21 protein-coding genes are annotated in these 21,410 nt (G+C 34.2%); 15 read left to right on the top strand and 6 right to left on the bottom strand.

Going from position 1 to position 21,410, the window contains the following annotated elements; genetic code table 11:
- The first annotated feature begins 4 nt into the window (after positions 1–4).
- On the top strand, positions 5–535 hold the full coding sequence (locus tag P278_RS07990) for an SRPBCC family protein (protein WP_038264704.1): 531 nt from the start codon (positions 5–7) through the stop codon (positions 533–535).
- Position 536: 1 nt separating this feature from the next.
- Positions 537–917 (top strand): VOC family protein, encoded by a 381-nt coding sequence (locus tag P278_RS07985; protein ID WP_038264701.1) that lies wholly within the window; start codon positions 537–539, stop codon positions 915–917.
- An 8-nt stretch (positions 918–925) separates the two neighbouring features.
- On the opposite strand, the gene P278_RS07980 is transcribed toward P278_RS07985, so the two are convergent.
- From P278_RS07980 to P278_RS07970, 3 genes are all read right to left on the bottom strand, one after another.
- Entirely contained in the window at positions 926–1,702 is a 777-nt protein-coding gene (locus tag P278_RS07980) for a carboxypeptidase-like regulatory domain-containing protein (protein WP_038264699.1), read from the bottom strand.
- A gap of 194 nt (positions 1,703–1,896) precedes the next feature.
- The gene (locus P278_RS07975; RefSeq protein WP_038264695.1) at positions 1,897–3,570 is read right to left on the bottom strand and encodes a DEAD/DEAH box helicase; all 1,674 of its coding nucleotides are present in this window, start codon (positions 3,568–3,570) and stop codon (positions 1,897–1,899) included.
- Between the two features lie 94 nt (positions 3,571–3,664).
- Positions 3,665–4,234 carry a non-canonical purine NTP diphosphatase gene (locus P278_RS07970; RefSeq protein ID WP_038264693.1) on the bottom strand — a complete coding sequence of 190 codons (570 nt, stop codon included), beginning with the start codon at positions 4,232–4,234 and terminating at the stop codon, positions 3,665–3,667.
- Between the two features lie 75 nt (positions 4,235–4,309).
- Between P278_RS07970 and P278_RS07965 the strand changes: the two genes are divergently transcribed.
- Positions 4,310–5,392: a BamA/TamA family outer membrane protein gene (locus P278_RS07965; protein ID WP_038264690.1), complete on the top strand. Its 1,083-nt coding sequence runs from the start codon at positions 4,310–4,312 to the stop codon at positions 5,390–5,392.
- 23 nt (positions 5,393–5,415) lie between these two features.
- On the opposite strand, the gene rlmH is transcribed toward P278_RS07965, so the two are convergent.
- Complete coding sequence (gene rlmH, locus P278_RS07960) at positions 5,416–5,889, bottom strand: 23S rRNA (pseudouridine(1915)-N(3))-methyltransferase RlmH (protein ID WP_038264687.1); 474 nt, start codon at positions 5,887–5,889, stop codon at positions 5,416–5,418.
- Between the two features lie 100 nt (positions 5,890–5,989).
- On the opposite strand from rlmH, the gene nadC reads away from it, so the two are divergent.
- The 4 genes from nadC to priA all read left to right on the top strand — a co-directional run bounded on the left by nadC (position 5,990) and on the right by priA (position 10,928).
- The gene (gene nadC / locus P278_RS07955; RefSeq protein ID WP_038264684.1) at positions 5,990–6,847 is read left to right on the top strand and encodes a carboxylating nicotinate-nucleotide diphosphorylase; all 858 of its coding nucleotides are present in this window, start codon (positions 5,990–5,992) and stop codon (positions 6,845–6,847) included.
- A 1-nt stretch (position 6,848) separates the two neighbouring features.
- Entirely contained in the window at positions 6,849–7,838 is a 990-nt protein-coding gene (locus tag P278_RS07950; protein ID WP_038264680.1) for a YihY/virulence factor BrkB family protein, read from the top strand.
- Positions 7,839–7,851: 13 nt separating this feature from the next.
- Positions 7,852–8,400: a chalcone isomerase family protein gene (locus P278_RS07945; RefSeq protein WP_038264677.1), complete on the top strand. Its 549-nt coding sequence runs from the start codon at positions 7,852–7,854 to the stop codon at positions 8,398–8,400.
- A 74-nt stretch (positions 8,401–8,474) separates the two neighbouring features.
- The gene (gene priA, locus P278_RS07940; RefSeq protein ID WP_038264674.1) at positions 8,475–10,928 is read left to right on the top strand and encodes a replication restart helicase PriA; all 2,454 of its coding nucleotides are present in this window, start codon (positions 8,475–8,477) and stop codon (positions 10,926–10,928) included.
- Here the strand turns inward: priA and P278_RS07935 are convergent.
- A complete protein-coding gene (locus tag P278_RS07935) occupies positions 10,925–11,614 on the bottom strand; it encodes a LytR/AlgR family response regulator transcription factor (protein ID WP_038265496.1) in 690 nt (229 codons plus the stop codon). The genes priA and P278_RS07935 overlap by 4 nt on opposite strands.
- A gap of 191 nt (positions 11,615–11,805) precedes the next feature.
- On the opposite strand from P278_RS07935, the gene rpsF reads away from it, so the two are divergent.
- The 3 genes from rpsF to rplI are packed head-to-tail and all read left to right on the top strand — an operon-like array spanning position 11,806 to position 12,930.
- Positions 11,806–12,144 carry a 30S ribosomal protein S6 gene (gene rpsF / locus P278_RS07930; RefSeq protein ID WP_038265493.1) on the top strand — a complete coding sequence of 113 codons (339 nt, stop codon included), beginning with the start codon at positions 11,806–11,808 and terminating at the stop codon, positions 12,142–12,144.
- 2 nt (positions 12,145–12,146) lie between these two features.
- A complete protein-coding gene (rpsR, locus tag P278_RS07925) occupies positions 12,147–12,446 on the top strand; it encodes a 30S ribosomal protein S18 (protein WP_175496547.1) in 300 nt (99 codons plus the stop codon).
- A 16-nt stretch (positions 12,447–12,462) separates the two neighbouring features.
- Positions 12,463–12,930, top strand: a complete 468-nt coding sequence (gene rplI, locus P278_RS07920) for a 50S ribosomal protein L9 (protein WP_038264668.1) — start codon at positions 12,463–12,465, stop codon at positions 12,928–12,930.
- A 702-nt stretch (positions 12,931–13,632) separates the two neighbouring features.
- Here the strand turns inward: rplI and P278_RS07915 are convergent.
- The gene (locus P278_RS07915) at positions 13,633–15,198 is read right to left on the bottom strand and encodes a M28 family peptidase (RefSeq protein WP_038264666.1); all 1,566 of its coding nucleotides are present in this window, start codon (positions 15,196–15,198) and stop codon (positions 13,633–13,635) included.
- 163 nt (positions 15,199–15,361) lie between these two features.
- On the opposite strand from P278_RS07915, the gene P278_RS07910 reads away from it, so the two are divergent.
- The 5 genes from P278_RS07910 (at position 15,362) to P278_RS07890 (ending at position 21,187) form a co-directional block, all read left to right on the top strand.
- On the top strand, positions 15,362–17,212 hold the full coding sequence (locus P278_RS07910) for a tetratricopeptide repeat-containing sensor histidine kinase (protein WP_038264663.1): 1,851 nt from the start codon (positions 15,362–15,364) through the stop codon (positions 17,210–17,212).
- A complete protein-coding gene (locus P278_RS07905; protein ID WP_038264658.1) occupies positions 17,209–17,946 on the top strand; it encodes a LytR/AlgR family response regulator transcription factor in 738 nt (245 codons plus the stop codon). Before P278_RS07910 ends, P278_RS07905 begins: the two co-directional genes overlap by 4 nt.
- A gap of 105 nt (positions 17,947–18,051) precedes the next feature.
- Positions 18,052–18,462, top strand: coding sequence for a hypothetical protein (locus P278_RS07900; protein WP_038264655.1), 411 nt, complete (start codon positions 18,052–18,054; stop codon positions 18,460–18,462).
- Between the two features lie 50 nt (positions 18,463–18,512).
- Positions 18,513–19,472, top strand: coding sequence for a hypothetical protein (locus tag P278_RS07895; RefSeq protein ID WP_038264652.1), 960 nt, complete (start codon positions 18,513–18,515; stop codon positions 19,470–19,472).
- A 206-nt stretch (positions 19,473–19,678) separates the two neighbouring features.
- Positions 19,679–21,187 (top strand): M48 family metallopeptidase, encoded by a 1,509-nt coding sequence (locus P278_RS07890; protein WP_235444263.1) that lies wholly within the window; start codon positions 19,679–19,681, stop codon positions 21,185–21,187.
- Positions 21,188–21,410 lie beyond the last annotated feature (223 nt).

Genomic DNA, 21,410 nt, shown 5'->3' with positions numbered 1-21,410 from the left:
TTATATGATAATTTTAATTTACATTATAGCTGCCATCGTAATGCTGTTGTTGCTGTTGGCTGTAATTTCTCCTAAAAACTATCACGTTAACAGAAATATTACAATTAACAAACCGGTTTCTGAGGTGTATGAATATTTAAAGTATTTGAAAAACCAAAGTGAATGGTCGCCATGGGAGGCTAAGGATCCTGATATGCAAAAAGAATTTGTAGGTACAGACGGTATGGTAGGTTTTGTTTCCAGATGGAAAGGTAATAAGGATGTTGGTGAAGGAGAGCAAGAGATTACCCATATTAAAGAAAATGATATTGTTGAAACACAACTTCGCTTCATTAAGCCATGGAAGTCAGTTTCTGATGCCTATTTGAAGGTTACTGAGATTTCTGATAATACAACCAGAGTTTCCTGGGGCTTTCAGGGAGTAAACAAATTTCCGATGCGTATTTTTATGTTGTTCATGAATATGGATAAGGCAGTTGGTAAGGATTTTGAGGAAGGATTAAATCAATTAAAAAAAGTCTTAGAAAAAAAATGAGATGATGAATAATATGGTCGGATGGTTCGAAATTCCTGTTCTTGATATGGAGCGAGCCAAAATATTTTACGAAACGGTATTTAATATAAAGATACATATTGAAGATTTCAAAGAGTTAAAAATGGGTTGGTTTCCTTGGGAAGAAGGGAAGCCAGGGGCTGCAGGATCTTTAGTGTTTCATAAAGAATGGTATAAGCCAAGCGAGCGTTATGGCCCATTATTGTATTTTTCATCTGATGATGTACAAAATGAAATAGCTAAAATCGAATCCTCAGGAGGGAAGATTATTCAGCCTAAGACCTTGATAAAAGAGGATATTGGATATATGGCTGTTTTTTTGGATACCGAAGGTAATCGAATTGCATTACACTCCAGGAAGTAATCAAAATTTTATTTGTTGTTTCTGTTTAAAACTTTGTATTCTTCATAACATGCACTAATAGCATCTAAGATTTGGAGGTCATTTGCTGATTTTATAAAATCATCTGAATAATTACAATAGCGCAAGATATCATCGATTTCGTTGGTGTTAACCTGTAGTAATGCAGCTAATGTTTCCCTGTCAAATTTGGATGAAAGCAAGCTTCTTATTTCATCATTTTCTTGCATTTTTCTAAGTTTTCTCATTTGCTTAGGTTTTTTTCCAAACAATTTATGGAGAAAATCTGCAGGATTAAACAGTGCTCCTAGTGCACTGGTTATTCCAGTGGTACTACTTTTACCTCCTTCATAACCTATATTAAGACCTGAAATACTGTATCGCGGAGCATTACTGATCGGAATGTTTTTTGAATCAATTTCCAGGTAACCGGTTAATTGAAAAGGTCGAACCACTACATCTTCTAAGGCATAAGCCATTTCTGTAAGACTTACCTTGGTGTTTTGGAATTTAAGCATGTCGTTAGTAACTCGAACAGAGAAAGATTTGTAACCAATAAACGAAAAGTATAATGTATCATTAACTTTAGCAGAAATTTCAAAAGCTCCTTCTTCATTGGTGATGGTTCCCAGAACTTGATTAAGGTTTAAAACATGCACATTGTCCATGGGTAAATCAGTTTGTGCGTTTACGACAATACCTTTAACTGTGTCATCAGTTGCTGTTTCCTGGGCATAAGAAAATAACGTGAACAATAAAGTAAGTGTAAAAAGAAACTGTTTTTTCATGCATTTATTTTTCGATCCTCTTTTGTTTCCAGAGGGTTGTATTTCAGGTTACTAGGTTTTTGTTCTGTCAAATCTATTAACTATAGCAATGCTGATAAGGTGTATAATAAATTTGTACTAGGCCTTAAAAGTAGTAAACAAAACGAAAAAATGCGCCTAGAAGCGCATTTTTAATTTAACATTAACGACTGGAATTATTTCCTGCGTTTACGTTTAAAAGAGTTTTTAGAGTCTCCTTTTTTATTTTTAAACTTATCTTTTCGTTTTTTTCTGTCTTTTGTGTTTTTGGAAACCTCAACATTAATGAAACGACCATCCAGTTTAAACTGTGAAAACATGTCTAAAATGGCTTCACTATGCTCAGACCCAGTATTGAAAAATGAAAAGCTATCTTTAACATCAACCTTGTAGATGTCATCTTTTCCTAATTCCATTACATCACGAATGAAATCTTTTAGAGATCTCCAGTCATATCCATCCTTTTCTCCGATATTGATAAAGTAACGAACATCACCATTGGCGGGTATTTCGCGTTTATTACTCATCTCAACATTCAGGTCTTTAGCGCGTTTGTAGTATTCGAAAAAGCGCGTAAACTCAACAGAAACTAATTTTTTTATTAGCTCTTCACGATCTAAACCTTCTAAAACGTCGTAAATGGCAGGCAAGTAATTGTTTACTTCCTGGTTTATTTCGGTGTTTTTTATCTTACTGGCCAGATGGTATAATTGAATTTCACAAACTTCTTCTGCATTTGGAATCTTTTTGTCATCAAATGGTTTTTTTATGATGCGTTCAATTGCTTTGATTTTACGCAATTCACTTTTTGTAACAATAACCATTGAAGTACCAGATTTACCCGCTCTACCGGTTCTACCACTTCTGTGAGTGTAAGTTTCTATTTCGTCTGGTAATTGGTAATTAATTACGTGAGTTACATCATCAACATCAATTCCTCTTGCAGCCACATCAGTTGCAACTAGCATCTGAATTTGGCGTGTTCTAAAAGTCTTCATCACAATGTCACGTTGATTTTGACTTAAATCTCCATGTAACGCTGCAGCACTATAGCCATCTTCTATTAGCTTTTCTGCAACACTTTGTGTATCTCTTTTCGTTCTACAGAATACTACTGAGAATATATCTGGATTTGCATCGGCAAGGCGTTTTAATGCCAAATAGCGCTCACGACCATTCACTACATAATATTCGTGTTGTACATTTTGAGCTCCGGAGTTTTTGTTACCCACGGTAATCTCAAAAGGTTTAGACATGAATTTTTTAGCAATCTGATGCACTTCTTTCGGCATAGTGGCCGAAAATAACCAGGTTGATTTTTCTCTAGGGGTATGAGACAATATAGATTTTATATCTTCATAAAATCCCATGTTGAGCATTTCATCAGCTTCATCAAGGACACAATATTCAATTTTGGTAATATCTACCAATGAACGGTTGATCATGTCTTGCATACGACCTGGGGTCGCAACGATAACCTGAGCCCCTCTTTTTACCTTTTTGGCCTGATCTGTAATGCTTGCACCTCCATAGATGGCGACTACATTAAGATCTTTAACATATTTAGAGTAATTTTTTAATTCGCTGGCAATTTGCAAGCATAGTTCTCTCGTAGGAGAGAGTATTAAACCTTGTGTGGTTTTGTCTTTGGCGTTAATCTTTTGAATAAGTGGAAACCCAAAGGCGGCAGTTTTACCGGTACCGGTTTGCGCCAGGGCAACCATATCGGTTTTTTGTGAGAGTAGAACCGGAATAGCTTTTTCCTGTACTTCTGAAGGCGTTTCAAATCCCATATCATTTATGGCGTTCAATAACGTTTCATCCAGTCCTAGTAATTCAAATTGATTCATAAATATCTTCTAAAATTGGCCGCAAAGGTAGTGATTAATGTGTAATGAATTGATTAATAATGAATTATTTATGTTTTATTGTTGAGTAAGCTCTTTATTTCAGATAATCAATGAGTTGGTGCATAGCTTTAGCACGATGGCTAATTTTGTTTTTGACAGATAATGGTAATTCTGCAAATGTTTTGTCGTAGCCTTCCGGAATGAATATCGGGTCATAACCAAATCCTTTATTTCCTCGCTCTTCATTACTAATAGCCCCGTTAGCTATTCCTACGAAAAGAATTTTTTCCCGTTGGATATTCACTGCAATTGCAGTTTTAAATCTAGCCTCTCTGTCGTTCTCATCTTTCAATGCTTCCAATAATTTGGTAATATTAGCTTTAGAATCTTTGTCAGGGCCAGCATACCTCGCTGATAGTACTCCTGGTTCATCATTTAAGGCTTTCACCTCTAAACCTGTATCGTCTGCAAAACAATTAACATTGTATTTCTCAGATACATAATTAGCTTTTTGAATGGCATTGCCTTCAATAGTATCTGAAGTTTCCGGAATTTCTTCAGTACAACCTATATCGTCCAGGCTCAAAAGCTCTATGCTTTTCGGTAATAAAGCTTTCACCTCTAATAGTTTATTTTGATTGTGTGTAGCAAATACTAATTTCATGAAGGTAATTATATGATTATATTAATTTGTAAGCTTTTTTATTTAACTTGGATCTTAAGTTTTAGATCGGTATAAATGCAAAAGTATAGATTATTAGCGTCTTTGATTCTTTTTACAGCCATAGTTTCGGGACAAAACATCGAAAAGAAAGAATTGAATAATGATGAAGAGAAAATAATTACTGAAAAGGGTTTAGATTTTAAATTGATGCCTTTTTTGAGTTATAATAGAAACTTAGAATTTATGTTTGGAGGTATTCCGATGGTTATGTATCGCATAGACAAGGAAGATGAGGTTTCTCCGAAATCAATTTCTGGGGTTTCTGCGGTTTATACGACTAATCAATCTTATTTTATAGCATTATTTAATAAGTTCTATTTTAAGGGGGATAAATGGAGAGCCACATTTTTTATGGTTACCGGGGATCATAATTCACAGTTTTTTGTTGATGATTTGGATAATTCCGGTTTCTATGATTATGGTACAAAAACTACAATTGTAAGCGGTGGCCTTCAACGTCAAATTATTTCTCATATTTTCGGGGGATTAACCTATACTTACTCTCATTATGACACTGTTTATGAAGATGATTTAAATCCCCCGAGTGTTACTAGTACCCATGGACTTGAATTGAATTTTTTAGCCGATACGCGAGATGCTGTTTATTATCCTAAATCCGGAAATAAAATAAAATTAAGATGGATTTCTTATCCTGAGTGGTTTTCAAATGATTTTAGTTCCAATAAGATAAGATCAGAATTCAATAAATATATATCCGTTCGAAAGGAAAAGGATGTAATTGCAGCCAGATTTGCAGGTCAATTTGGTTTGGGAGATGTTGTGTTTGAGCAACAAGTAACCATTGGAGGGAAGGATATTCGGGGGTATTCAGAAGGCAAATATCGCGGAGATGGATTATTAGCTTTACAAGGGGAATATCGGTATAATTTTAATGATAAAATGGGATTGGTTGGTTTTGCAGGATTGGCGACAATATATGGATCAGACACTGCGAGTTTTAACTGGAATATGTATCCAGGAATAGGAGCTGGATATCGATATACCGCCTTCAATGATGTAAAGTTTAATATTGGTTTAGATGCAGCTTTTGGAAAAGATGACTGGGGAGTGTATTTTAGAATCGGTGAGGCTTTTTAATAAGTACGTTTAAAATAATATTTCTAGCGATGATGATAGGGCTCATTTCTTAAAATGGTGAATGCTCTATAGATTTGCTCAATGAAAAATAGTCGAACCATTTGGTGAGAAAATGTCATTTTGGATAATGAAATCTTACCTTGTGATTTTTGATACACTTCCTCTGAAAAACCATAAGGACCACCGATTACAAATACTAGTTGTTTGATACCCGAATTCATTTTCTTTTGTACATACTCGGCAAAATGTTCGGAAGAAAAGTTTTTCCCTTGTTCATCAAGAAGAATAAGTTGGTCTGTAGATTGTATCTTTTTTAATATCATTTGTCCTTCTTTTTCTTTTTGTTGACTTTCAGAGAGGTTTTTAGCATTCTTTATGTCAGGGATTATCTCGAGGTTGAATTTAACATAAAACCCTAACCTTTTTTGGTAGTCATTTATAAGTTCCTGTAAATGACTGTTGTCAGTTTTTCCGATTGCAATTAGCTTAATATTCATACCAGCAAAAATACTACTTTAAAGCATTATATGTTCAATTTTAGTAAACCTAAGCTATTAGACTATTGCTTTTTTAATAAATTAGCCAAAAGAATTTTTTATGATATCCAAGGAGCAATTTCAGAAAGAGCTAGCGTTAATAATCGAAAATTCCCTCAGAGAAGATATAGGGGATGGAGATCATAGTTCATTGGCATGTATTCCTCAAACGGCCTCTGGAAGGGCTAAATTACTTGTTAAAGATAAAGGCATTATAGCAGGAGTAGATTTTGCCAAAATGGTGTTTGAAGAGGTGGACAAGAGCCTTAAAGTGGAAATCTTGATTCCGGATGGAAGTATTGTTGAAAACGGAGATATTGTGTTGTATGTTTCCGGTTCTTCTCAAAGTATTTTAAAGGCAGAACGTCTTGTTCTTAATGCCATGCAACGAATGAGTGCTATTGCTACTAAAACAAATAAATATGTGAAACTGTTAGAAGGAACAGGAGCTCATATTTTAGATACCAGAAAAACCACTCCAGGAATCAGGGCGCTAGAAAAATGGGCTGTTAAAATTGGTGGTGGTGAAAATCATCGATTTGCCTTGTATGATATGATTATGTTAAAAGATAATCATATTGATTTTGCCGGGGGAATTACTAAGGCAATTACAAAAACTCAGGATTATTTAAAATCCAAACATAAAGACCTGAAGATTATAGTTGAAGCAAGAAATCTTAATGAAGTTCAGGAGATTCTGAAATCTAAAGGAATACATAGAATTTTATTAGATAACTTTAGTTACGAAGACACCAGAAAAGCAGTTAAATTAATTGGAAACCGGTGTCAGACAGAGTCTTCGGGAGGAATAAATGAAAGTACGCTAAGGAAATATGCCGAATGTGGAGTTGATTATATTTCTTCAGGAGCCTTAACGCATTCTGTGTATAATATGGACTTGAGCCTAAAAGCTGTGTAGCATGTCTACCGAAATAGAAGAAAAACTAGCAAAAATACCTGTAATCAACATTATCGTTGATCTCCTTAAGAAAATAAAACTTCCAGGTTTTGAAGGCCTGTCTTTGTATGATTTGCTTGAGATGTACCTTATTGGAATTGTAAAGGGGGCTCTTACCTATAGAGCTAGTGCTATTTCATTTAGTTTCTTCATGGCTATATTCCCTTTTTTATTGTTTGTGTTGAATTTAATACCCTATGTAGATGATTTTACCGGTGTATCAAAATTTGTTGAAACAACAGAAATGGTTAACGGTGTCAGAGGGCAGGGTGTTGTTTCAAGTTTTGAAAATGATTTTAAAGAATTTATTAAAAGTTTACTCCCAGAGCAAACGGTTGGTTTTTTTGGTCAAATAATAGATGATATATTTAATAAAAAAGGAGGGGGCTTATTGTCTTCAGTGTTCTTTTTGTCTATTTTCTTAATGGCTAATGGGATCAATGCTATATTTGGAGGTTTTGAAACTTCATATCATGTAAGGATAACCAGAAATGTGATCAAGCAGTATTTTGTTTCTGTAGCGGTTGCCCTTATGTTAGCTCTTATGTTGTTGTTTGGTGTAGCAGCTTTTGTTTATTTTGAGGTTTATGTCGATAAATATATTCAAGAGGAGGGTTTGGTAGATGCTCAAAGAGCAGTTTCTTTTGGAAGGTTTATTTTCTTTACAATAATTGTTTATGTTTCCTCTGCATTACTTTATTATTTCGGAACTGCCGAGGGGAAGCAATCTAAGTTTTTCTCACCTGGGGCTTTGTTGACAACTATATTGATTATAGTTACAACTTATTTATTCGGGGTTTATATAGATAATTTTTCTAAATATAATGAGCTATACGGTGTTATCGGAGCCTTATTAATATTAATGCTTTATATTTGGTTAAATTCAAATGTTTTATTGTTAGGATTTGAGTTGAATGCTACCTTGCGTAGTTTGAAAAGAAGATTAAACTAATAAGGGCATGTACATGAAAAAAATAGTTGTATTAAGTGTTTTATTGTTAGCGGGCATAGCTATAAATGCCCAAACTAAAGTGGGAGATGCTACTTTGCCAAATCGTATTTCAATTAACAATAATGATTTAGAGCTTAATGGCGCAGGAATAAGGGAAAAATTTTGGATTGATTTGTATGCAGGGGCATTGTATCTGACTTCTAAATCTGGGAATGAATCACAAATAATTTCCTCTGAGCAACCGATGTGTATAAAGTTGCATATTGTTTCGGGTTTAGTAACTCAAGAAAAAATGATTGATGCTGTTACGGAAGGATTTGAAAATTCCACTACGGGATTTGCTACCAGTGAGCAAATTAAAAAATTCATTAGCTTTTTTAATGAAGAGATCGTAAGAGACAACGTATTTGATATTTATGCGGCTGATGGGGTGGTTACCACCTACAAAAATGGAAAACTGTTGGGAACCGTAGATGGACAGGAGTTTAAGGAAGCTTTGTTTGGGATTTGGTTGAGTGATAAGCCAGCAGATAAGAAATTAAAAAAGGCAATGCTTCATTAAATTAGAAAAATGAATCGATAATAGAAACCACCTTAATGAGGTGGTTTTTTTAATTGAAAAGCTATATTTGCTATATGCGTTATTATATCGATGTAATACTTCCTATTCCAATAGAAAAGCTTTTTACATATGAAGTTTCAGAGAATGAAGCTGATTATTTGAAGCAAGGAATGCGCGTAGCTGTTCCTTTTGGTAAAAAAAAGATATATACAGCGTTGGTTTTTAGGATTCATAATGAACCTCCTTCGTTATATGAAGCAAAGCCAATAGATCAATTACTTGATGAGGCTCCGATAGTTTCACCAACGCAACTAGAGCATTGGTTGTGGATAGCTGATTATTATATGTGTACTATTGGAGATGTTTTCAAGGCTGCAGTGCCTTCTGCGTTTTTATTAGAAAGTGAAACCATAATTACGAAAAATGATAAATTTTCTTTGCCTGAAACAGCGTTGAAAGATGATGAGTGGCTGGTATATGAAGCACTTCAGCATCAGCCTGTTTTGAAGGTACAGGAAGTAAGTCAAATCATTGATCGAAAGAATGTTTTTCCTGTATTAAATCGCCTATTGGATAAGCAGGTGCTTTACCTTAAAGAGGAGGTTTATGAGCAGTACAAGCCTAAATTAGTTAGGTATATACGTTTAGCTCCTCCATATACTTCCGAAGACCGGTTACAAGTGCTATTAAATGAATTAAATCGCGCTCCAAAACAAAAAGAAGTGGTATTAAATTTGTTTACTCTGGAGGCAGCAACCAGAAAACCGATTAAAGTTAAGGAGTTAGAGGAAAAGGCGAAAGTTTCTTCAGGTGTTGTAAAAACGCTCATCGATAAAGAGGTATTACAGGAATATCATTTACAGGTAGACAGGGTTCAGTATGCTGGTCATGAAACAAAAGCATCCAAAGTTCTTAATGAATTTCAAATGGAGGCTTTAAAGCAAATAGATGAAAATTATAAGAAGCATCAAGTTACATTATTACATGGTGTTACTTCATCAGGAAAAACAGAAGTCTATGTGAAGTTGATAGAAAGAATGATAGCCCAGGGAAAACAAGTTTTGTATCTGCTTCCTGAAATCGCTTTGACTACTCAGTTAATACATCGATTACAAGATTACTTTGGCAACAAAGTAAGCGTATATCATTCTAAGTATTCTGTGAATGAAAGAGTAGAGGTGTGGAATCATATAATGGAGAATAATACAAAGGCCCAAATTGTTTTGGGTGCACGTTCTTCTGTCCTATTGCCTTTTACCAATCTAGGTTTGGTAATCGTGGATGAGGAACATGAAACCTCTTTCAAACAATTTGATCCGGCTCCAAGATATCATGCTCGAGATGCTGCAATTGTTTTAGCGATGATGCATAAGGCCAGAGTCTTACTGGGTTCAGCTACGCCAAGTGTTGAAAGCTATTACAATGCAAAACTGGGTAAATATGGATTCGTTGAATTGAACAGAAGATTTGGTAATGTTTTGATGCCGGAGATGGAGCTTGTGGATATAAAGGAGAAGCACAAGAAAAAGCGGATGAATGGACATTTTTCAGATCGTCTTATAAAAGAGATAGAGGAAGTGTTGAGTGAAGGAGAACAAGTGATACTTTTTCAGAATAGGAGGGGGTTTGCTCCGATTATAGAATGTGAAACTTGTGGACATTCTGCTCAATGTCCTAATTGTGATGTAAGTCTGACATATCATCGCTATAAAAAACAATTACGTTGTCATTATTGTGGTTATCATATAGCCGAGCAAAGGAGTTGTCTGTCTTGTGGAAGTTTAGAACTTAATACCAAAGGATTTGGTACTGAGCAGGTAGAGGTCGAGTTAAAGTCTTTGTTTCCGAAAGCCAACATTGCACGAATGGATTCCGATACTACCAAAGGAAAGTATGGGTATGAGAAAATTATAACAGCGTTTGAGCAACATGAGATTGATGTTTTAGTAGGAACTCAGATGCTTACCAAGGGTTTAGACTTTAGGAATGTAACTTTGGTAGGTATAATGAATGCGGATAACTTATTAAACCATCCTGATTTTCGTGCTCATGAGCGAAGTTTTCAACTTATTCAGCAAGTAGCAGGTAGGGCAGGTCGAACCAGGAAAAGGGGTAAGGTTATTGTTCAGACGTATAATCCTTATCATCAAATTTTGCAACAGGCTTCGATGCATAAGTTTTTAGATATGTTTACTGATCAGATAAATGAACGTAAGCAATATAAATATCCACCTTTTTACAGGCTTATTAAACTAACGTTTAAGAATAGAGATTATCAGAAATTACATGAAGGTACGAATTGGTTTAGTACTTCTTTAAAGAATAGTTTTGGTTCTAATGTTCTGGGGCCCGAACAACCTCCCGTAGGTAGAATTAGGAACGAGTATATCCTGAACGTTTTGGTAAAGATACCTCCAAAGCGTTCAATTAAAGAAGTAAAGACAACAATTCGGAAAATAAAGAAAAGCTTTGAAGCGATTCCACAGTATAAAGCGATTAGGATTATACTGAATGTCGATAACTACTAACTATTCAAAGCTTCCGAAAGCTCTTGTTTTTTGTTTCTACTTAGAGGTATTTGTTTACCATTTACTTCTACAATCTTGCTATTAAACTTTTCTACCTTCTCAAGGTTAACGATGTAAGACTTATGAATGCGTAAAAAACGATCACTTGGTAATTGTTTTTCAAATGCCTTCATAGTGGAAAGGATCACAATATTCGCATCTTCGGTAACTAACTTAATGTAGTCTCCTAAGGCTTCAACCCAATGAATTTCGTTTAGAAAAACTTTGCGTTTTTTCAGATTACTTTTAACAAAGATATGTTCATCATCTTCGTTATTGACATCTTTCGCTTTAAATTTTTCGTGTGCTCTTTTAACTGATGCATTGAACCTGTCTAAGGTGATTGGTTTATGCAAATAGTCCGTAACATCATAATCGAATGCTTTTAATGCGTACTCCGCTTTTCCGGTAACTAAAATTACCTGCGGAGGAGAGTTCAGTGATTCTAACAAATCAAAACCATTAACAATAGGCATTTCTATATCTAAAAAGATAAGATCAACGTCCTCATTCTTCAGTCCTGTTTTTGCTTCAATGGCGTTACCATATTCAGCAACCAAATGAAGTAGAGGATGATTCTTTACTAATTTAGCGACAGCAGCCCTTTGCATGGTAGAATCGTCTACAATTATACAATTCATTCTCATAACTGAGATTTGGTTAAGTTGTTGGTTTTCAGTAAGCAATTTTAGTGAAAAAATACTATTTCCACAAGGTTTAAATATAAAATAGGGACTTTTACCCTTTTTGGGTATATTTAAGTGGTAAATATTTTGTTGGTGCCCAATTATATACTATTTTTGCACCCTTGAAATTTAATGTTAAATATAATAAACTTATGAATCATTACGAAACTGTTTTCATTTTAAATCCCGTTTTATCTGAGACTCAGATAAAGGAAACAGTTAAGAAGTTCGAAGATTTCTTAATTTCTAAGGGGGCAAAAATGGTATCTAAAGAAGATTGGGGGCTTAAGAAGTTAGCTTATCCAATCCAAAACAAGAAAAGTGGTTTTTACCATTTATTTGAGTTTACTGCTCCAGGTGAGGCAATCGAACCTTTTGAATTAGAATTCAGAAGAGATGAGCGTATTATGCGTTTCTTAACTGTGAAGTTAGACAAGCATGCAATTGCTTGGGCAGAAAAAAGAAGAAATAAACTTAATGCTAAAGCTTAGAGATTATGTCAAGTATTGAACAACAAGCTAAAGGAAAAAAAGATGGAGAAATCAGGTATTTAACTCCATTAAACATTGAAACTACAAAGACAAAGAAATACTGTCGTTTTAAAAAGTCTGGAATTAAATATATCGATTATAAAGATCCTGACTTTTTATTAAAATTTGTAAACGAGCAAGGTAAATTATTACCAAGAAGAATTACCGGAACGTCATTAAAGTACCAAAGAAAAGTGGCTACTGCTGTTAAAAGAGCACGTCATTTAGCTTTAATGCCATACGTAACCGATTTATTAAAATAAAAAGGAGAAGAGCATTATGGAACTTATATTAAAGAAAGACGTAGAAAACTTAGGTTTTAAAGATGATGTAGTTACCGTAAAAAACGGTTACGGACGTAATTATTTAATTCCTCAGGGGTTTGCTGTAATCGCTACTTCTTCAGCGAAGAAAGTATTAGCAGAAAACCTTAAGCAGAGAGCATTCAAAGAGAAGAAAATCGTTGAAGATGCCCAGAAGGTAGCTGAAGGAGTTAAAGCTCTTGAGATTAAAATATCTGCTAAAGCAGGTACAGGTAATAAACTTTTTGGTTCTGTTACTAACGCTGATCTTGCAGAAGCTATTAATAAAGAAGGTTTTGAATTAGATAAGAAATTTGTAAGCATTGTTGGAGGTAATGTTAAAGTTGCTGGTCCTTATAATGCTACTATCAGATTTCACAGAGAGGTTATTATCGACTTCCCATTTGAAGTTGTTGCTGAAACTGTAAAAGCTGACAAGAAGTAATCTTATCTTCATATCATATAATTAAAGCCGTCTAATTTCTAGACGGCTTTTTTTTTTAGCCAATTCTTTCGGCTAAAACACCTTTAGCCACTTTCTTCTGTTATTTTATTTTTTTTTTAAGACTTAAATAATTTTACACTTATTATTTCTCGTAGGTTACCTGATATTTTTATTGCTTCCAATTTTACTTTTTGAAGTTTTAATGGTAAATAAAAATGGTTATACTATTCATTACTGTAAGTGTAGTTTAAGGATGTTATGAGGATAATATAAGGATAACATAGGGATAATATGGGGTAACATGGGGATAACTTAGGGGTTTTGTAGGGGGGTGCTTACCTTTGAGCTTGCCTAATTGTTTGAATGATCTACAGGATATCTAATTGATTTTAAGATTTTGTTTGGATGTTTTTTTAGTTTGGTTTGCTGAATGAATTCAGAATATTATAATTCTTCGTTTTCTATATTAGAAGGAATTAGTGGACTTAGTCGCTGCTTTAAATGATGAGTTTAGGGTGCTTTTGTTTTCATAACGCCCCTGCCTACGTCATTAATAAGATTTACTAAAATAAAAGAGGTTGCCTATTTAGGCAACCTCTTTTATTGTTAGGAGAGATAACAATTACTTCGAAAATCAATCTCAATATTTTTTGAAACTATATACCTCACGTGTATATTAATTGGGTCGTTTGTTCTAAGTAATTATTTAGTTATTTTGTCAACCACAATTCTTTCTTCTCTGTTCGCCAACTCCCAGGCTGTATGAAATACTAATTTGGCTCTGTTAGCTAACAGGTCATAATTGATTTTATCGGGTGTATCGCTAGGGCGGTGGTAATCATCATGGGTTCCATTGAAATAAAAAATTACAGGAACATTGTTTTTAGCAAAGTTGTAATGATCACTTCTGTAATAAAATCGATTAGGATCATTTTCATCATTGTATTTGTAATCTAATTCAATTTTACAATACTTTTCGTTGGTAGCTTCTGAAATCTCGTGAAGTTCAGAACTTAATTTATCAGCTCCAATTAAATAAATATAGTTTCTGTCTCCTTCTCTTTTAGGGTCAATACGTCCAATCATATCAATATTAAGGTCGGCTACTGTTTGCTCTAACGGGAAGATTGGATGCTCTGCATAGTAGGCAGACCCAAACAATCCTTTTTCCTCACCTGTTACATGTAAAAACACAATGGAGCGCTTTGGTGTAAATCCATCCATTTCCGCTTTTTTAAAGGCTTCAGCAATTTCTAACATAGCAACAGATCCGCTACCATCATCATCGGCACCATTATTTATTTCACCATCACCAGAAATACCTATATGATCTAGGTGTGAAGATATCACAATATATTCATTAGGTTTTTCACTTCCCTTAATTACGCTCACCACATTTTCAGTGTCTACATCTTTAATTGAGGCATTGTAGTCTAAAGTGATGTTAACATTTAAGTCTTTAACTTGGTTGTTTGTGCTAATATCTGAGATTAGTGATTCTGCGAGGCTTTTATCTATAATAATTCCAACAGGTTCTTGCTCTTCAGATTTAAAGCTCATACTACCAGAATGGTTGGATTTTGTATAATAATCATATCTGCGTTTCACTCGAGAAAAGTAAGAATCATCATAATATAAGATACCAACTGCTCCTTTGCTCTTTGCTATTTCAAATCTATTAGCTAAACTTTCTCTCCAGTTAGACCAGTCTGTTGGCTTGTTTGAATTGCTTAGCGTGTAAGTGCCATCAGAATTTTTAGGTTCACCAGATTTAATCAGTACGAATTTACCAGATACATCCATGTTTTTGTAGTCGGAATATGTATCGGTTTCAATACCATATCCTGCATAAATAATATCGTAGTCACCTGAGATTGGGTTAGAAAATGTAATTAGGTGTTCTCCAATTGCATAATTCGTATTATTAATTAGGATATTTCCTTTTGGGGCACCTGCAACCTGTAGTGGAACTTTTTGGAAATAATCACCATTCGCTTGGGCTGCGGGAATTCCCATCATCTGATATTGTTTTCGCAAGTATTCAACGGCTTTCTTTTGCCCTGGTTCACCGGTTTCTCTACCTTCAAATTCATCAGAGGCATAAGTGTATAAATGCGTTTTCAATTCTTCTTCCGAGATAGAAGATGCAAAGGTTACAGAAGGGTCAGTAAGATCACTCTTAGCTGTAGAAACATTTTCGTTTATTCCTTTTTGCGCCGTATTGCAAGAGAGGGCTAATGCAATGGCCAGATATAAAATTTTTTTCATGGATTTACTTTTCTCAAATATATATAAATAGGTAATATATATGAGTTTGCACGTCTAATTATTTTAATCAATCACTGTTTTAACCTTTAATAAGTTAGGTGGTTATATTTGTTTGTAATCATTTTCTTAATTTTGGTTTTAAAATTTTTTAGTGCTCTTAGGAATGAACCGACTATATAGCCTTACTTATTCTGTAATTACATTTGTGGTTTTAGTAATGTTTTTATCTTGTAAAAATGATGTAGAAATAAGAACTTCTATTGAAAATGAATTGGCAAAGATTGATTCAGCATCGTATGTAGATCCTCAATATACCATTTTTCGAATTGATAGTTTAATTACAAACACTTCTAATATTAACGATGCAGAAATGGCAATGGCATGGTTTTATAAAGGAGAAGATTATTATTTGAATGATCAATTTTTTGATGCTATTCAGGTTCATAAAAAAACTTATGACCTTTTTAATAAGTTGGGAGATCCATATAATAAGGGCAGGTGTTTAATTACACTGAGTGCAGCACATATTCATTTAAAAGATTATGAGATCGCTCAGGAATATGCTCTTGAAGCGTTACATATAGCACAGTTGATACAGAATCATCGGATAGAGGCTAAAGCCTATAATCAGTTATTTCATTTGCATTTTTTATTGAAAGATTATAAAAAGGCTCTAACTTATATTCATAAAAGTGATTCGCTTTTTAAGGACTCGAAAGACACCACATCAATTATAGCTATCAAATCTAACATAGCCAGTGCTCATTTACAACTCAAATCATATAACAAGGCTTTAAAAAATTATTCTGAAGCTCTAACCTTAAGTCAACATTCTAATGATACTCCAACATTGGTAAGGTTGTTAAATAATATTGGATATGCTTATATAGAGGCTCAGGATTACGATAGTGCTGAAAAGTTTTTGAGAGGTGCCATAACAGTCAATAAAAATATAAACGCCATTAACGCAGCTCCTTTTAAAGGTTTAGGAAATCTTTTTTTGATCAGGAATCAAACAGACTCTGCAAAGATTAACTATCAAAAAGCATTAAAAATATTTGATCTTAAAAAGAATCATAAAGAAATTATAGCCGTCTCCGACAAGTTAATTTCCATATCAATTATGCTGGGTGATTATCACGAGGCTTTAGAAGAGCAGATGCGACGTGATAGCATTCAAAAGTTGGTTAATAATATTGAAAAAGATCAGCTATTATCTTTTGCCAACGTTAAGTATGAGGTGAAGGAACAGGAGTCGCAATTGATTCATCAGAGGGAAATTAATGAAACTAATCGTTTATTATTCAGTAGTGCGATTATATCCTTGATTTTATTATTGATTGCCCTGGGATTTTTCTTTTACAATTTGAAGTTGCGATCTGCTCATAAGGCTTCTGAGCTTGAGCAACGCTTATTACGAGCGCAGATGAATCCTCATTTTATCTTTAACACACTTGCAGCCATTCAAAATATTACTTTGGAGGGGAATTCGATACGCTCGTCGAATCATATCGCAAAATTTTCAAAACTCATCAGACAAAACTTTGATTATGTAAGGAAGGAAAAGATTTCTTTGGATAAAGAAATGGCCATGATAACCAACTATATTCAAACACAACAACTTCGTTTTAATGAGAAATTTGATTATCAGATCAAGGTAGATGCTAATATCCAAAAGTCTGCAATATTGGTTCCTCCAATGTTATTACAGCCATTTGTAGAGAATGCCATTGAGTATGGTTTGAAACATAAGCAGGGAAAGGGGGTTTTAAAAGTATTTATTTCTAAGGATAATAAGCATTTAATATTTACGGTGGAAGATAATGGGGTTGGTCGTTCGATTGTAGCCAGGCAGCTTAAAGTAAGTGAAGGTTTACATGCAACAGATATTTTTAAAGAGCGATTAAAGCGACGGGGTAAGGGCGAGGAAAAAACATTTAAAATTGAAGATCTCTATAGTCCCGAAGGGGCTCCAATGGGAACCAGAGTTACATTTAAACTTCAAGTTTTATGATTAAAGCGGTAATTGTAGAAGATGAATTCAACGCTATGAATTCTTTGGAAAAGTTAATTAAATATACTCAAAAGGAAATTAGCGTAGTTGCTAAGATTGATAATGTAAGTGAGGCCATAGAGCAATTGCCAGTGATTAAACCATCTTTAGTGTTTTTAGATATTGAGTTATTGGGAGGAAGTGCTTTTGACATTTTAGATGCCATTGATACTACAGATTTTAAAATAGTTTTTACAACGGCTTATGATGAATTTGCTATTAAGGCGATTAAGTTTGATACAGTAGATTATTTGTTGAAACCAATTGATGCGGATGAGCTTTCTGAATGTTTGAAGCGTTTCAGAGAGGTTTATAATAAAGAAAAAAAATATAAAGAAGCGGTAGAGAAAATAAGCGAGATTGATAGGAAACAGCAACAAAGCACCTTGCTTTTAAAAACCACTGACCAGCAATTCCTTCTTAAGATTGATGATATTATTCGTTGTCAGTCTGATGGTAGTTACACCATATTTTACACTGATGAACATAAAATCATGTGCTCCAGAAATTTAAAGTATTATGAAGGATTATTAAGTGCACATGCTTTTATCAGAGTCCATCAGTCACATTTAATAAACAGTAGGTATATTGAATCTGTTAGTAACAGCAGTTCCTTACGATTAAAAGATGGTACTGAAATTCCGATTGCCACCCGAAAACGCGCCTTACTTAAGCAGTTTTTAGCGGAACAATAATGCAAATATAAAATCAACGTGATCGCTTTTAAAACCATTTTTGCGAGCAGTTGTAACCTCGGTAGTTTTGGGTTGAATATTTAGAAAACTCAAAGGTAAATAGTTATGGGATTAAAGAAAAAAAGGTTTACAAAAGCATTTCTAGAGGAGGCATACCCGGAATTAAAAAGACAAATTGATACTGCAGCCGGATTTGATGTAGAAATTTTAATAGAATGGGATTCGTTATTTAATGAGCAATTTATGCATTTATATAACGACACTTATCCTAAAATATATTTTCAACCTTTAATCCAGGCATTCAAGTCTATTTCTTCTGATGATCTGGGAAAAAAAGCATTGCAAGAATCCCTTCAAAAAGTGGTTATCGATAATCGGCATGATCATCACAACCCTAATTCGGCATTTAGACTTAAGGATGGTGTACTCACCATAGATCATAGTCCTGTTTTGAATGCCGATAAGGTAGAGGAACGCGTTGAAGTTCTCGTTGAATTGTTGGAAAATAATCTTTAACAGGAGATACCCCTCTAATCACTATATCATTTTATTTAACTGCTATTCTTATGATTTATAGAAAATTACAAATAACGGTATTCCTGCTGTGTGCTGTACTGTTCTCTTGTGGTATTTCCAATGAACAGGCCAAGCAAGGTTTAGTAAAGTTCCTTCAGGAAAATCATCAGGGCAAATATCAAATTAAGACTTTTAAAAAGCAGGTGAAAGAGATTTCATTGGAACCTGATATGTTCTGGGTGGAGTTGGAGTTGAAGGAAAATTCTAATGTGATAATTAGCTTTCAATGGGATGCGAATCGAAAAGCCCTTTACTTGCCTAAAGGTAAGCATGAAGTAGCATCAATAGATAGTATAGCAAGGAAGAAATTATCACGAGAAAGGATGGTTAGCGATCTAAAAAAGTCCTTAGGAAGTAATGCGCTTAATATAAGTATCGACAGATCTTATATAAACCTTTGTCTTGATAGGGAACCAGAAATAGATTTCATAGACAGCTTATCAATTCAAATTAAAAATGTTTTAGAGCAATATCCTCAAGAATGGAATACCGAGGCAAGAGTCAATATTAGTACTTCTAAAAATGAGACTGGTTTTTTACAGTTAATAGTAAAACCAAAGCATTATGACGATTCTAATCTAAAAGAACAATTTAAGCCCAATGCTGTTCTGGTGAATGCTTTTGGTTCTGAAAAGGCTACCGATGTCACCCAAAAAATTTTTAAGACACTAGAAAAAAGAACACGTTCCAGACAAATGTTAAAAATGTGGATTAATCAACAAAATCTGAATGATTTATATGTAGCAGTGGAAGTAGAAAAGCAAAATCCCAGGGCGCCTAAAAACCTACCTACCTCTTATGGGGTTTATCTGGCCAAATGGAATGCGAAAGATTTTAAAGTGGATAAGCTTCGTTTTTTTAATTATGCATCTATTTCAAAGCGTGGAATAGTTCAGTTTTTGGAAGGAAGGCTTCCTGAGGCTTATCAAATAAGAACCTACACGAATTAAGTTTTTTAAATTATGATAACGACTGCCATTATAGGATTCAGTTATAAACAGGCATTTTATTACGATTAAAAAGACAAAAGTTTAAATGTAACACAAACAAGAGGTCATTTTAGGAGGAATAGAAATAGTGGTAGCTCTCAGGTCTATTTAATCGACAATATTTAAAACCTGAACAACAATAAATTAACCTTAAAACTTTAAATAGTATGAACATGACTTACCAGGCAGAAACCATAGAGGCCTTACAGGTAGAACACCAGGAAGCTTTAGCCAGGGCTCAGCAAGAAATGATGCAGCGTGTATCTGATGCTCAAGTTTCCGGAGATACTTCTCAAATTCAAACCGCAAGTATTAGATTTCAGGAGGTTACTACAGACCTTGCTTCCGCATATAATTTACGAATGGAGGAGATTCATGCCTTAAATGAAGCAAACCTAAACAACGATGAAGTTGCGGTTAATGTTGTTTATGGCAATAAGCGAAGTGACATAGATTTGGATATGCTTGTTTACGATGGTGATCGTGATTATGTTTTGGAATTCGATGATGATCAACATGTGCAAAAAGTATTAAACCTGATTAAAGCGAATAACCCTGTTTTTAAATCACGTCGTCATCTTTTAAAATCAAGCTTAAGACTGACTCCTACCTTAGCACCGGTTCTTCATGAAATAGGTCAACATTGTATTGAGATATTAAAGTTAAAAGCCACTATTGAGTTTTTCGTATATCAAAGTGATCAGTTTAATGCCTCCTGTTATCCACCGGATGATGATAAGCTCTATATTATTTTAAGTTCAGGGATCTTAGAACGCTTTGAAAAGGAAGAATTAGCCTTTGTTATAGGTCATGAGATTGGACATGTACTATTTGAACATTTTAAATATCCAGTAAAATATATTCTTGACGAGGGGAGAAATGATTTAGCTCCAATTCATGCTATGAAGCTTTATGCGTGGAATAGGAATGCGGAAATAAGTGCAGACAGAGCGGGACTTTTGTGTTGTCAGGATTTTGAGGCTGCAGGCAGGACATTTTTTAAATTATCATCTGGAGTAACCACCGATTCATTAGCGTTCCAATTAAATGAGTATATCCAGCAATTTGTTGATTTAGAAAAAGTTTTAAACGATTCAGATCACGATCCGTCAGATTGGTATACAACCCATCCTTTTAGTCCGTTAAGGATAAAAGCTTTAGAGCTTTTTAATAAAAGTGAGACCTATAAATTGTTTAAGCCTGAGGTTGTCGGTGAAATTACAGAAGAAGAAATGGAAGCTGAAATTAAGCGTATTATGTCGCTTATGGAGCCTGAAGATTTAGAAAATGCCTCCGAACATTCAGTAAAAATTCAACGCTTTATGTTTTTGGGAGGGTATATGATCTCAAAAGCTGATGGAACCGTTGATGATTCGGAGATTCATGCCTTAAGTAGTATTGTGATTTCAGAAGTATTTGCTGAGTGTATGTTAACAATAAAAAGTTTGTCTGATGAAGAGATTATTGTTGAATTGCAGGAATTGGCTAAAGATTTAGATGTTGCGCTGCCGGTTATGCAAAAGTTGAATGTTTTAAGAGATTTGTCTATCATTAGTTATGCTGATGGAGAAATAGATGACTCAGAGGTGGGAGTTCTTTATAATCTGGCTCGCATACTCTACATCAATACTGAATTTATAGATAGAATATTAAGTGATGCCCAAAAGGTAGATTAATAATATTTTGGTTGGGGGTGAAGTCCGTTCTTTCAGTTATTTCTGAAGGGCGGACTTTTTAGATTTTAAAAACCTATTAATTTAGTAAAATCCAATTTTTTAATGGCGACTCTCAGGAGAATTAACCTTTAAATAAAAACGACTTAACATTTAATTATGGGTTATTTATTTCATTGCAGAAGAATTTAAAGTGAAGGTAAAGCCTTTCTTAAGAAGGTTTTTT

Origin of the sequence: Zhouia amylolytica AD3, from assembly GCF_000511935.2 — a bacterium.
Lineage (GTDB): Bacteria > Bacteroidota > Bacteroidia > Flavobacteriales > Flavobacteriaceae > Zhouia > Zhouia amylolytica.
The sequence above is the reverse complement of the archived record's forward strand: the minus strand, read 5'-3'. Positions and strand labels throughout refer to the sequence as shown.